The 12,922-nt window shown below is 61.0% G+C and carries 12 protein-coding genes, 1 tRNA gene and 1 pseudogene; 8 read left to right on the forward strand and 6 right to left on the reverse strand.

Features of this window, described 5'->3' with window-relative positions; translation table 11 throughout:
* Positions 1-73 precede the first annotated feature (73 nt).
* Positions 74-1,483, reverse strand: a complete 1,410-nt coding sequence (glnA, locus tag IM737_RS01750; protein WP_236897847.1) for a type I glutamate--ammonia ligase — start codon at positions 1,481-1,483, stop codon at positions 74-76.
* 65 nt (positions 1,484-1,548) lie between these two features.
* Complete coding sequence (locus IM737_RS01755; RefSeq protein WP_035079039.1) at positions 1,549-1,887, reverse strand: P-II family nitrogen regulator; 339 nt, start codon at positions 1,885-1,887, stop codon at positions 1,549-1,551.
* A 218-nt stretch (positions 1,888-2,105) separates the two neighbouring features.
* Here IM737_RS01755 and IM737_RS01760 point away from each other — a divergent pair, with 218 nt between their 5' ends.
* Positions 2,106-2,462 carry a nuclear transport factor 2 family protein gene (locus tag IM737_RS01760; RefSeq protein ID WP_236897848.1) on the forward strand — a complete coding sequence of 119 codons (357 nt, stop codon included), beginning with the start codon at positions 2,106-2,108 and terminating at the stop codon, positions 2,460-2,462.
* A 103-nt stretch (positions 2,463-2,565) separates the two neighbouring features.
* Here IM737_RS01760 and IM737_RS01765 read toward each other — a convergent pair whose 3' ends face one another.
* The gene (locus IM737_RS01765; RefSeq protein WP_236897849.1) at positions 2,566-3,480 is read right to left on the reverse strand and encodes a DUF2971 domain-containing protein; all 915 of its coding nucleotides are present in this window, start codon (positions 3,478-3,480) and stop codon (positions 2,566-2,568) included.
* Positions 3,481-3,760: 280 nt separating this feature from the next.
* Between IM737_RS01765 and IM737_RS01770 the strand changes: the two genes are divergently transcribed.
* From IM737_RS01770 to IM737_RS01780, 3 genes are all read left to right on the forward strand, one after another.
* Positions 3,761-3,845 (forward strand) — tRNA-Leu (locus IM737_RS01770).
* 45 nt (positions 3,846-3,890) lie between these two features.
* Positions 3,891-5,270: a trigger factor gene (gene tig, locus IM737_RS01775; protein WP_236897850.1), complete on the forward strand. Its 1,380-nt coding sequence runs from the start codon at positions 3,891-3,893 to the stop codon at positions 5,268-5,270.
* Between the two features lie 298 nt (positions 5,271-5,568).
* Positions 5,569-7,041: an NAD(P)H-hydrate epimerase gene (locus IM737_RS01780; RefSeq protein ID WP_236897851.1), complete on the forward strand. Its 1,473-nt coding sequence runs from the start codon at positions 5,569-5,571 to the stop codon at positions 7,039-7,041.
* On the opposite strand, the gene IM737_RS01785 is transcribed toward IM737_RS01780, so the two are convergent.
* Positions 7,038-8,294, reverse strand: a complete 1,257-nt coding sequence (locus IM737_RS01785) for a cytochrome P450 (protein ID WP_236897852.1) — start codon at positions 8,292-8,294, stop codon at positions 7,038-7,040. The two genes, IM737_RS01780 and IM737_RS01785, sit on opposite strands and share 4 nt — an antisense overlap.
* 118 nt (positions 8,295-8,412) lie before the next feature.
* Between IM737_RS01785 and IM737_RS01790 the strand changes: the two genes are divergently transcribed.
* The 3 genes from IM737_RS01790 (at position 8,413) to clpX (ending at position 10,973) form a co-directional block, all read left to right on the forward strand.
* Entirely contained in the window at positions 8,413-8,655 is a 243-nt protein-coding gene (locus tag IM737_RS01790) for a hypothetical protein (RefSeq protein WP_236897854.1), read from the forward strand.
* 238 nt (positions 8,656-8,893) lie between these two features.
* Positions 8,894-9,523, forward strand: coding sequence for an ATP-dependent Clp protease proteolytic subunit (locus IM737_RS01795; RefSeq protein WP_236899835.1), 630 nt, complete (start codon positions 8,894-8,896; stop codon positions 9,521-9,523).
* 172 nt (positions 9,524-9,695) lie between these two features.
* Positions 9,696-10,973 (forward strand): ATP-dependent Clp protease ATP-binding subunit ClpX, encoded by a 1,278-nt coding sequence (gene clpX, locus IM737_RS01800; protein ID WP_236897855.1) that lies wholly within the window; start codon positions 9,696-9,698, stop codon positions 10,971-10,973.
* Between the two features lie 258 nt (positions 10,974-11,231).
* On the opposite strand, the pseudogene IM737_RS01805 reads toward clpX, so the two are convergent.
* A pseudogene (locus IM737_RS01805) lies at positions 11,232-11,356 on the reverse strand (citrate/2-methylcitrate synthase); the annotation flags it as partial.
* 54 nt (positions 11,357-11,410) lie between these two features.
* Here IM737_RS01805 and IM737_RS01810 point away from each other — a divergent pair.
* On the forward strand, positions 11,411-11,818 hold the full coding sequence (locus tag IM737_RS01810; protein ID WP_236897857.1) for a DUF1801 domain-containing protein: 408 nt from the start codon (positions 11,411-11,413) through the stop codon (positions 11,816-11,818).
* A 3-nt stretch (positions 11,819-11,821) separates the two neighbouring features.
* On the opposite strand, the gene IM737_RS01815 is transcribed toward IM737_RS01810, so the two are convergent.
* A complete protein-coding gene (locus IM737_RS01815; RefSeq protein ID WP_236897859.1) occupies positions 11,822-12,901 on the reverse strand; it encodes a citrate synthase/methylcitrate synthase in 1,080 nt (359 codons plus the stop codon).
* Positions 12,902-12,922 lie beyond the last annotated feature (21 nt).

Below are 12,922 nucleotides of genomic sequence, written 5' to 3' on the forward strand. Positions count from 1 at the left end.
ATCGTGGCTCAAAGCGCCAGCCAAACAAAAGGGCCCCTTGCGGGGCCCTTCGTCATTTCATCACCACTGACCCTTAGGCCGAGTAGTACATCTCGTATTCCACCGGATGCGGGGTGTGCTCGAACTTGATGACTTCCGTCATCTTCAGCTCGATATAGCTGTCGATCTGGTCGTTATCGAACACACCGCCAGCCAGCAGGTATTCGCGATCCTTGTCGAGGCTTTCGAGCGCTTCACGCAGCGAACCGCAAACGGTCGGGATCTGCTTGAGTTCTTCCTTCGGCAGCTCGTACAGATCCTTGTCCATCGGCTCGCCGGGGTGGATCTTGTTCTTGATGCCGTCGAGGCCAGCCATCAGCATGGCAGCGAAGGCCAGGTACGGGTTTGCCAGCGGATCGGGGAAGCGGATCTCGACGCGCTTCGCCTTGGGCGAAATGCCGTGCGGGATACGGCAGGAAGCCGAACGGTTGCGAGCCGAATAGGCCAGCAGCACCGGTGCTTCGAAGCCGGGGACCAGGCGCTTGTAGCTGTTGGTCGTCGGGTTCGAGAAGGCGTTGATCGACTTGGCATGCTTGATGATGCCGCCGATATAGTAGAGTGCGTCCATCGACAGGCCGGCATACTGGTCGCCGGCAAACAGCGGCTTGCCGTCCTTCCAGATCGACTGATGGCAGTGCATGCCCGAGCCGTTATCGCCATAGACAGGCTTCGGCATGAAGGTTGCGGTCTTACCATAGGCATTGGCGACCTGCTGGATCACGTACTTGTAGATCTGGACCGAGTCAGCGGCCTTGATGATCGGGCAGAACTTGATGCCGAGTTCGTGCTGGGCCGAAGCCACTTCGTGGTGGTGCTTTTCGATCGGCACGCCCATTTCGCCCATTGCGGCGAGCATCTCGCCACGCATGTCCTGGGCGGTGTCCAGCGGCGGAACCGGGAAGTAGCCCTTCTTGATCGCGATATGGTGGCCGTTATTGCCGGCCTCGTATTCGGTGTCGTTGTTGGTCGGCAGTTCCGACGAGTCGACCGAGAAACCAACCTTGTAGGTCGTGTTCGAGTAGCGGACGTCGTCGAAGATGAAGAATTCGGGCTCGGGTCCGAAATAGACGCTGTCGCCGATCCCGAGTTCCTTCACATACGCTTCGGCCTTCTTGGCCGTGGTGCGCGGATCGCGGCTATAGGGCTGGTAGGTCAGCGGCTCGAGAATGTCGCAGTTGATGGCTAGGGTGGACGCGCCGAAGAAGGGGTCCATGTAGGCCGAGTCCGGATCGGGCATCAGCACCATGTCGGACTCGTTAATGGCCTTCCAGCCGGCGATCGAGGAGCCGTCGAACATCGTGCCTTCTTCGAAGATGTCTTCGTCGATCATGGTCTGATCGAAGGTCACATGCTGCAGCTTGCCGCGCATGTCGGTAAAGCGCAGGTCGACATACTTGATGTTCTCGTCCTTGATGCGCTTGAGAATATCGGCTGCTGTGGTCATTCAATTACCCCTGTTAAATTAGGATGCTTGTTGTTCGATGCGGCACGAAGCGGTCGGGCAGGGCCCTAGAGCGCGTCGTCGCCGAATTCTCCGGTACGGATGCGGATCGCCTGCTCGATCGAGTAGACGAAGATCTTGCCGTCGCCAATGCGACCGGTTTGCGCGGCATTGCGGATCGCCTCGATGGCCTTTTCCGCCAGCTCGTCGGGGCACACGACCTCGACTTTCACCTTGGGCAGAAAATCCACGACATATTCGGCGCCGCGATACAGTTCGGTATGGCCCTTCTGGCGACCAAAGCCCTTGGCTTCGGTCACGGTGATGCCCTGCAGGCCAACTTCCTGAAGCGCCTCTTTGACTTCGTCGAGCTTGAACGGCTTTACGATAGCCTCGATTTTTTTCATTTGAGCCTCCACTAGCCGCAAGCGGCGGATACCGCAGCCTCGTATGCACGGGGTGTGCCACGCGTGGCGACGATAAAAAAATGCTTGTGCAACGAATAGCTTACTGCAATTGCCTCATGCAATGATTGGCCGTGCTCGACATAGCTATGGTCAAAACAGTATCACCATGCACAAGATTTGTGCAGCAGTTCAGTGGCCTTGGGAGCGACTGCAAAACAATGACCAGAATGACGCCAGAGCAATGCGTTGAGCTGCAATTCGAGGCCTATAACAAGCGCGACCTGCCGCTGTTTCTCTCAGCCTTTGCCGACAACATACGCAGCTTTCGCCTCCCGAACATGACCCCGCTATTGGTCGGCAGAGAAGCCTATGGCCACTTCTACGCCACCCAGCGCTTCATCCATGAAGGCCTGCGGGCTGAACTGGTCAACCGCATGGTGGTCGGCAACACGGTCATCGATCACGAACTGATCCATGGCCTCGACGAGCAGCCGATCGAGACCGCTGTAATGTTCGTGGTGGAGCAAGGGCTAATCACCACGGTGTTTGCCATTCCGGCCAAATCACCCTCCTAGTTACTCAACTGCTCACGTGGCACTGGCGCACCTCGAACTCGCAATGAGGAAGGCTGAATGAGCGATCCCCTCCTGGCGAGGAAATTGACGCGCAATAGTTGTGCTATCGCCGTAGAGGCGCGTCCATTATCGACACTGGAACGAGCGTTGGAACCTTGGCCTCTAGTAACAGCCTTGCTCCTGCCAGCGCCACGTCAGTGTGGTCGCCTGGTCCGACGATGAGGCCGCTGATGGGCAACAGGCCTTTACGGAAACGCAGCAGGTAATAAGGCCGAGGGCCCATAGGTGACTCGTCAAATTCTACGGGGATGTTCGCGCTGGTCAGATCGGGAAGGGTAACGACTAGGCGGTATTCTTGCTCTGCCTCAAATGCAGGATGCTTAAACTGAACCATGCAGTAGTGCAGTTGTGAGGCTGCCATTCCGATGAGATCGCGTCGCTCGGAAAGGGTGATAGTCTTGTCCTGGGCGAGCTCCTTGGCTTTGGCGTAGAGCCGAGCGAGCAAGTTATCAACGATCCTTGCCTGAGAAACCTGATCGTAGATCACCTTAATGATGGCTGGATAGACTAGTTCGTCTGCAGGCACTTGGTAGGCCAACTGATTCATCAGCTCTTGCGGCTCAAAGGCGACCGAGAAGGCCTGAACGCCTTTGCCATAATCTCTGAACTGATTTAGCAACTCTCCGTGGCCGCTCATGCAAAAGACGGCCAAGCGGTCGCTGATACTATATTTTGTGGCCTCTCGAACAACGCGTCGAGCCAGGGCCAGGTCTCTACCTATTGGCCAATCCTTGGTGAAGACCTTCAGTCTCTCCCAGATCAAGTCGGCTCCGTAACGAACCTCGGTCTTGTCGTTGAGGAACAGACTGTCGGTTAGCCGAATTGTTCGTTCAGAGACGATTTTGATGAGGCCGAAAGTGTTGGTGTAATGGAAAAGCTGAGCGGGGTAGAAAATCCGCTCACCTAGCGCCTCATGGGTTGCTTGATTTTTCATCATGTCGAATGGATCTGGGCGCATAAAATTCTCGCTGCAGGCACTGCGAAACTCGCACTGGCCTCTTCAAAATACAACGCCTGACAAAGACTTCTTTACATCATCAGCCGAGATGTGTGCGTCGGCTACGGCAATGCTTGCGCATGGCTCGCCCGATGCCCTTCGATTGCTCAGACCGATCCGGCCACGGCTTTGCCTTGGTCAAATACCGCACTAGCCATTCGCGCCAAATCCCCAATCCAGCCTTTGACGGGCTTTCCATCTTCATATAGATGCATCGCCAACCCGGCCAGCGGGTACCCTTGCGGGTGTGGCGGAATTGGTAGACGCACTGGATTTAGGTTCCAGCGCCGCAAGGCGTGGAGGTTCGAGTCCTCTCACCCGCACCACAATCAGTACCTGGCCGCACGTCAATGATTACGGGATAAAACCGAATGCAGGTTACCGAAACCCTCAATGAAGGCCTGAAGCGCAAGCTGAGCGTTACTATTCCGGCCGCCGACCTCAATACGCGCCTGGGCGCCAAGCTCGAAGAGCTCAAGGGTCAGGCCAACATCAAGGGCTTCCGTCCCGGCAAGGTGCCGCTGGCCCACATCAAGAAGATGTTTGGTCGCTCGGCCATGTCCGAAGTGATGACCGACGCGATCAACGCGACCGTCTCGGACACCCTGGATGGCCGCAAGGAACGCGCCGCTGCCCAGCCCAAGGTCGATCTGCCCGACGATCAGGCCGTCATCAATGACGTTCTCGACGGCAAGGCCGACCTGGCATTCGAAGTCGAATACGAAATCCTGCCGCCCGTCGCTCTGATGGACCTCAAGGGTGTTCCGCTGGTCAAGCCAGTGATCGACATCACCGACGAGGAAGTCACCGCCGAAGTGAACCGCGTTTTTGCACAGAACCGTGGGTACACCGACAAGGGTGACGACGGCGTCGTCGAAACCGGCGACCGTCTCGGCCTGTCTTTCGTCGGCAAGATTAAGGGCAAGCCGTTCGATGGCGGCACGTCCGATCACGCTCACCTGACCGTTGGTTCGGGCGAGTTCATCCCGGGCTTCGAAGAGCAGCTCGTCGGCATGAAGAAGGGCGAGACCCGCGAAATCCAGGTGACCTTCCCCAAGGATTACCAGAGCGAAGAGCTGGCCGGTAAGAAGGCCGACTTCGAAGTGACGGTCCTGCACGTCGATGGCCCCAACCAGGGCGAGCTGAACGACGAGTTTGCCCAGCGCCTTGGCGTCGAAAACGTCGAAGCCATGCGCGCCGCCGTCAAGACCCAGATGGAAGCTGCACTCACCTCCATGAGCCGCCAGCACCTCAAGCGCCAGATTCTCGACGCGCTCGACGAAGGCCACAAGTTCGACGTTCCGGCCCAGCTGGTCGAAGCTGAATTCGCCACCATCTGGAGCCGCGTCCAGCACGAGGTCGAAAGCCACGGTCGGTCCTTCGAAGACGAAGGCACCACCGAGGCAGACGCTCGCGAGCAGTACCGCAAGATCGCCGAGCGCCGCGTGCGCCTGGGCCTGGTCGTCGCCGAAATCGGCAACCAGAACGAAGTCAACGTCACCGAGGAAGAGCACCAACAGGCGCTCATCGCCGAGGTCCGTCGCTTCCCCGGCCAGGAACAGCAGGTCTACGACTACTACCGCAAGAATCCGCAGGCCCTCGCCGGCCTCCGCGCTCCGGTCTTCGAGAACAAGGTCGTCGACTTCGTCGCCGACCAGGGCAAGATCGAAGAAAAGAAGATGACCCGCGAAGAGCTGGCCAAGCTCATCCAGGCCGACGAAGACGAAGTCCCGGAAGAGCACCACCACTAGGCTTTAGGCCTGCCCTCGGGCTTGACCCGAGGGTCGGCGCAGCGCCGGGTGAGGGGGCCTTCCTTCTGATATTCAAAGCCGCCCAGCAATGGGCGGCTTTTCTTTTTGTGATGTGCCCTGAGCTACCCCAGCCCGCGGTGTCATTCCGGCGAAGGCCGGAATCCATGTCCGGCGATCGCCACCAACTCGGAATCCGGGTTGATATGCGGACCTGGATCCCGGCCTTCGCCGGGATGACATCGCGGTTTGGACAAAATCCGGATACAGACACAACGCATCCGCCCACAGAGACCACCCGATGACCACCGCCCACGCCGACATCCTCCTCACCCCCCGCCAGATGGCCGAGGCAGATCGCCTAGCCGTCCAGTCCGGCGTCAAGTCGCTCAGGCTGATGGAGGCCGCCGGCAAGGCCGTCGCCGAGGCCGTGATCGAGCGCTACTACCAGCGCTCGGTGCTAGTCCTCTGCGGCCCCGGCAACAATGGCGGCGACGGCTTCGTGGTAGCGCGCCTCCTCAAGCAGAAGGGCTGGCCCGTCCAGCTCCGCCTGATCGGTGACCGGGCTGCGCTGAAGGGCGATGCCGCCGCCATGGCCGACCTCTGGACGGCCAAGGTCGCCCCGCCCACTGCCAAGGACATCGAAGACGCCGACCTGATCATCGACGCCTTGCTTGGCGCCGGTCTCGACCGTGACGTCGATGGCGCTTTCGCCGAGGTCATCACTGCGGTCAACGCCAGCACCCGCCCGGTTGTCAGCATCGACGTCCCCAGTGGCCTCGACGGCGCCACCGGCCTCGAACGCGGCCCCACCATGATCGCTGACATGACGGTCACCTTCTTCCGCCTCAAGCCCGGCCATCTGCTGCAACCCGGCCGCGACCGCTGCGGCGAGGTCGTGCTGGCCGAAATCGGTATTCCTGCGACCGTCCTCGACACCATCGCTGCCCGGGCCTGGCAGAACACGCCCAGTCTCTGGGCCATCCCTGACGCCGGCAATGAGAGCAACAAGTTCCACCGCGGTCACGTCGTCGTCGTCTCCGGCGGTCCGCTGCAGACCGGCGCTGCGCGCCTCGCCGCCATGGGCGCCTTTCGCGTGGGGGCAGGGGTCGTGTCCCTGACGGGCTCCGAAGAAGCGCTCCTGGTCCACGCCGCCCACGTCACCGCCGTGATGCTCAAGCCCGCCGAAGACACTGCGGCGCTGGCCGAGCTCCTCACCGACAAGCGCATGAATGCCGTTGTCATCGGCCCCGCCGCCGGCATTGGCTCGGCAACCCGCGACAGCGTTCTCGCGGTCCTCGCCTCCGGCGCCGCCACGGTGCTCGACGCCGATGCACTCACGAGCTTCACCGGCAATGCCGACGCGCTCTACGCCGCGATCAAGTCCCACACTCGCCCGGTCGTCATGACTCCGCATGAAGGCGAGTTCCAGCGCCTGTTCGGCGACGTGCCGGGCGGCAAGCTCGAGAAGGCCCGCTCTGCCGCCGCCCATTCCGGCGCCATGGTCATCCTCAAGGGCAGCGACACCGTCATCGCCAGCCCCGATGGCCGCGCCGCCATCAACGCCAACGCCCCGGCCTGGCTTGGCACAGCCGGCTCAGGCGACGTGCTGGCCGGCATGACCGCCGGCCTGATGGGGCAGGGCATGACCGGCTGGGAAGCCGCCTGCGCCGCCGTCTGGCTCCATGCCGAGGCGGCGAACAGGTTCGGCGGCCCAGGCCTGATCAGCGAGGATTTGCCGCTGTTGGTGCCGGGGGTGCTGGCGAGCCTCTAGCGCCAACTCACCATCAGCCGCTCCAGCCCATGAAAGTGGTACACATCATTGTACTGCGGCGCCTCGGCCAGCCGCAGCTTCGGCAGTCGCCTGAACAGCTCGCTGAACGCCACCTGCAGCTCGATCCGCGCCAGCGGCGCCCCGATGCAGAAGTGAATCCCGGCCCCAAAACTCACATTGGCCCCATCCGTGCGGAACGGATCGAACGTATTGGCATTGGCAAACCGCTTCGGATCGCGATTGGCGGCCCCCAGCATCAACCCCACCACATCGCCCTTGCGCAGCTTTAGCCCCTCATATTCGAGATCGCTCAACGCATAGCGCGTGAACAGATGCAGCGGCGCATCAAAGCGCAGGCACTCCTCAACCGTGGCCTCAGTCTGCTCATCACTCGAAAACAGCGTCGCCGGATCGAGCCCGCTTTCGAGGATCGACTTCACCCCATTGCCGGTCGTGTGCACCGTTGCCTCATGTCCCGCATTGAGCAGCAGGATGGCCGTTGACATCACCTCGTCGTCGCTGAGCACATCGCCGTTGCGATCCGAGGTCAGCATATGGCTCAGCAGATCCTCGCGCGGCTGCTTCCGGCGCTCCGCAATCGCCTCGCGTAGATAGCCCATGAATTCTGCCGCGGCAGAATCGGCATCGAGCTCGGTCTCGTGGCTCACCCCGAACATATACATGGCCACCATCCGGTTCGACCACGCCAGCAGCTTGGGCGCACTCTCTGCCGGCAGGCCGATCATCTCTGCGATAATGATCGCCGGGATCGGCGCCGCGAGGGCCTTGATCAGGTCGACGCTGTCCTGCCCCTCGAAGCCATCGATCATCTCGTTGGCCAGTTTGACGATGCGGGGCCGCAACTGCTCCACATGCCGTGACACGAAAGCCCGGTTCACCAGCGTCCGCAACCTTGTATGCCCCGGTGGCTCGAGGTTGAGCAGCGAATGCTGTTCGGTCAGGTCAAACGCCGCCGTATGCGCCTTGGGCTCAGGCATGCCCAGTTCTTCGCGCGTCGCCACATGCAGGATTTCCCGCCCGAAGCGCTTGTCGCGGAGCAGGGCGCTCACATCCCTGAAGCCGGCAAAGCACCAGTGCCCATATTCCTCCCAGAAGAAGGTCGGGTTGGTCGCGTGCAGCCGGTCATAGAAGGCGTAGGGACTCTGGAAAAACACCGGATCGCGTGGATTGGCGCTGGCGCGGCGATGGTCGGGGACGTCGGTGATCGGCTTGAGCTGGAGTATGGCGGCCATGGAAATCAAAGTCTTGGAGGGAGGAGACGACCTTACGATGTCGCCGCCCGGAAGCAAGCGCCTTGCTCCTGCCGAAAAAATCGCTAGTGCAGGGGACAACAGTTTTTCGGAGCCTGCCATGAGCGACCAGACCAGCGACCTGACCCTGACCCAGGCCATCGACAACATTTACACCTCGATCAAGAACAACAACGAAGAGCTGGACGCGCACATCGCCGCCCTCAAGGCCGCGATGGCCAAAGAAGGCGCCAAGGAAGCCGTGTTCGAGCCTGCCAAGCTGGCCCAGTCCAACCGCCAGGGCCGCAAGATCATGCAGTCCTATTTTAAGAAGAAGGGCGTGGCGGTCAGCTTCTCGGCCTAAGCCGCCATTCACCCTTCCGTCACATCGCCGGCCTCCGCTATTGAAGCCCGCCCCATTGCCGCCTATCTGTGCCTTTACCCGCCCTTAAGGCGGCGTAGTCTGGTATCGACCGTCGCGTCGATTCGAATTCAGGCATGATCCCCGGACCCCCGATGTCCGAGTTCGGGAAGGGATCGTGTTCCAACCTAAGCTGAACGCCAGCCCGGTCCGCGACCCGGCACGGCAAAAGGGGCATCACATGCGGGATCCGCACGATATCTACATGAACACGCTCGTTCCGATGGTGGTGGAGCAATCCAACCGCGGCGAACGCGCCTTCGACATCTATTCGCGCCTGCTGCGCGAGCGCATCATTTTCGTCACCGGCGTGGTCGAGGACAACATGGCCTCGCTCATCGTGGCGCAGCTGCTGTTCCTCGAATCGGAAAACCCGAAAAAGGAAATTGCGCTCTACATCAATTCGCCTGGCGGCGTTGTGACAGCTGGCCTCAGCATCTACGACACAATGCAGTTCATCCGCCCTGCGGTTGCAACCATGGTCATGGGCCAGGCTGCGTCGATGGGTTCGCTGCTGCTTGCGGCTGGCGAAAAGGGCATGCGTACCTCGCTGCCGAACTCGCGCATTATGGTCCACCAGCCGTCCGGCGGCTATCAGGGTCAGGTCACTGACATCCTGATTCATGCCAAGGAAGTCGAGGGCTTGAAGCGTCGTCTTAATCAGATTTATGAGAAGCACACCGGCCGCACCTACGAGGAAGTGGAGCGTGCTCTCGAGCGCGACAACTTCCTGTCGCCCGAGGAAGCCAAGACCTTCGGCATCATCGACACGATCCACGAAAAGCGTGCAGTGCCGGACGCGGCCAGCTGATTGCGTCCCATTAAGCACATTGCAGATGCGCCGTGGACTGTGATGTCCACGCAATTGCACCTAGCCGCATCGGTCTTTAGGATCGGTGCGGCTTAGACTTTCTTTAGGCTCGAGCGTTACCGTCACCGATAACGCGCGATTTTGGGGGCGCTCTGCCCCCGGGAGTGACAGGATGTCCAAAGAGACAACGAACGGCGAAACCTCAAAGAACACGCTTTACTGCTCGTTCTGCGGGAAATCCCAGCATGAGGTTCGCAAGCTGATCGCCGGTCCGACCGTGTTCATCTGTGATGAATGCGTCGAGCTGTGCATGGACATCATCCGCGAAGAGAACAAGACCTCGATGGTCAAGTCCTCCGATGGCGTGCCGACACCAGCCGATATCTGCAAGGTGCTCGACGACTACGTCATCGGCCAGTACCGCGCCAAGCGCGTGCTGTCCGTGGCCGTCCACAACCACTACAAGCGCCTGCATCACGCGACCAAGAACCAGGACGTTGAGCTTTCCAAGTCCAACATCCTGCTGATCGGTCCCACTGGTTCGGGCAAGACCCTGCTGGCGCAGACGCTGGCCCGCATTCTGGATGTGCCGTTCACGATGGCCGATGCCACCACGCTCACCGAAGCCGGCTATGTCGGCGAGGACGTGGAAAACATCATCCTCAAGCTGCTGCAGTCCGCCGACTACAATGTCGAAAAGGCCCAGCGCGGCATCGTCTATATCGACGAAGTCGACAAGATCAGCCGCAAGTCCGACAACCCGTCCATCACCCGCGACGTTTCGGGTGAAGGCGTGCAGCAGGCTTTGCTCAAGATCATGGAAGGCACCGTGGCTTCAGTTCCGCCCCAGGGCGGCCGCAAGCATCCGCAGCAGGAATTCCTGCAGGTGGATACGACCAACATCCTGTTCATCTGCGGCGGCGCCTTTGCCGGGCTCGAAAAGATCATCTCGGCACGCGGCGAAGGCTCGGGCATCGGCTTTGCCGCCACCGTTAAGGACCCCAATGACCGTCGCGTTGGTCAGGTTCTCGCCGATGTCGCCCCCGAGGACTTGGTCCGTTTCGGCCTGATCCCGGAATTCATCGGCCGTCTGCCGGTGCTGGCGACTCTGGAAGACCTGGACATCCCGGCGCTGATCGAAATCCTGTCGGCCCCCAAGAATGCCCTCGTTCGCCAGTACCAGCGCCTGTTCCAGATGGAAGAGGTCGAGTTGACCTTCCACGAGGACGCCCTCAAGGCGATCGCCGAGAAGGCCATCGAGCGCAAGACCGGCGCCCGCGGCCTCCGCTCGATCATGGAAGCCATCCTGCTCGACACCATGTACGACCTGCCATCGCTCGAAGGCGTCGAGGAAGTGGTGATCTCGGAAGAAGTGGTGAAGGGCAAGGACGTCCGTCCGCTCTACATCTACTCCGAGCGCAAGAAGGACGAAACGCCCGCAACGGCGTGAGTTTTAGGCGATAGAATCTAAAGCGCCGGGCGATGAGCCCGGCGCTTTTGTTTGGTCACGATGTATCCACACCTACGATGTCATCCCGGCGAAGGCCGGGATCCATATCCGCATGTCGCCCCCAATGCAGCGCTAGAGAAGGCTGCCGGACATGGATTCCAGCCTTCGCCGGAATGACCCGGTGTGAGGGAAAACAACGTCACCTATCCATCGTACCGCCTTGAACTTGATCCTAGGGTCGCCAGCGGCCCGCGGATCATAGACCGACATCGACCGGATTAGCCGTAGATCCATCGCCTGCTCTCGTGTGTGGCAATCCACCCACCAACTCGCCCAATTGCGAACACGCAGGTGAACGCCTCGCGCGGGAAGCCCAGCGCTTCCTTTGCGGAAAAGGTCGTTTCGTCATATCGATGACGGACGAGAAGGAGGGCGTAATGACGCAAGGACCTGTCGGCAAGCCGGTGACCATCGACGACTACAACGCCCTCCAGCTTCCCGACGATCGGGCCATCTGCGAGCGGCTCCGTCAGGTGATCGATGACAGCCTGCACGATGCCGAGAGCAAGATCTGGCATGCCCATCCGGTGTGGTTCCTGGCCGGAAATCCGGTCGTGGGCTACAGCAAGCTCAAGTCCTGCGTGCGTCTGCTGTTCTGGAGCGGGCAATCCTTCGAGGTCGCCGGCCTTTCGCCCGAAGGTACCTTCAAGGCCGCCGAAAGGCGCTACACTGTCGTGGACCAGATTGATGTCGAGCAACTGCAGGCCTGGCTCGGGCAAGCCAGGCTGATCCAGTGGGATTACAAGAACATCATGAAAAAGCGGCGGCTGGACCGCATCAGCTAAAGGTCAGGCCGCCACCTGCGGCACCGGACCCACATACACCGACATTGGCCGGATCAGCCGACCATCCATCGCCTGTTCTCGTGCGTGGGCAATCCATCCACCAACCCGCCCCATGGCGAACACGCAGGTGAATGCCTCGCGCGGGAAGCCCAGCGCCTCCAGCAGCAGGGCGGTGTAGAACTCGACGTTGGTATCGAGCGGCCGGTCAGGCTTCTTGCGCTTGAGCAGGTCCAGCGCCGCAGCCTCGACGGCTTCGGCCAGAGCCAACCGGGCTGGGTCGATTGCCCCTGAACTCGCCAGCACCCGGACAGCACCCTTCAGCGCATCGGCACGGGGATCGCGCACGCGATAGACGCGGTGACCGAACCCCATCAGACGTTCGCCATTGGCCAAGGCGCTCTCCAGCCAAGCGAGTGCATTGGCGGGCGTTCCGGCCGCGTCGAGCATATCCAGCACAGGTCCAGGCGCACCGCCATGCAGCGGCCCCTTGAGGGCGCTGAGAGCGGCCAGAACGGAGGAAGTCAAGCCGGCCTGGGTCGAGGCGACGACCCGCGCCGCAAAAGTCGAGGCGTTGAGGCCATGATCGGCAACCGTCACGAGGTAGCGATCCAGGGCAGAAACCTGCTGCGCGCTCGGCATGGTCCCGCTCATCATGCGGAGTGAGTCGGCCGCATGGGAAAGTGCTGCGTTTGGTGTGATCGGAGTGAGTCCGACCTTGAGCCTCAACAGGGCAGTCGTAAATACGGCTGGGGCAGCAACAAGCCGTAGCGCCGCATCGCGACCCTGACCATCGTCCAGCCGCGCCAGCAGCGCCCGCATCCCATCCACCGGGGGCAGGACGACCAGCGCGGGGTCCGTCTGCGCCACGTGAGCAAACACCTCCACACGGGCCCGCCCCAGTGCCGCCCGCAGTCCCTTTGTGTCAAAGAACCCGTCGAACAGCAGGTCGAGCACATCCTCGTAGCTATTGTGGACGACCAGTTCGTCCAGCGACACCCCGCGCACGATCAGCCGGCCATTCTTGCCATCGACATCCGAAAGCACGGTTTCGGCGGCAACGACGTCTTCGAGACCAGACTTCATCTTGTTCTCCTATCTCTGTTG

This window comes from Devosia sp. SL43, from assembly GCF_021729885.1.
Lineage (GTDB): Bacteria > Pseudomonadota > Alphaproteobacteria > Rhizobiales > Devosiaceae > Devosia.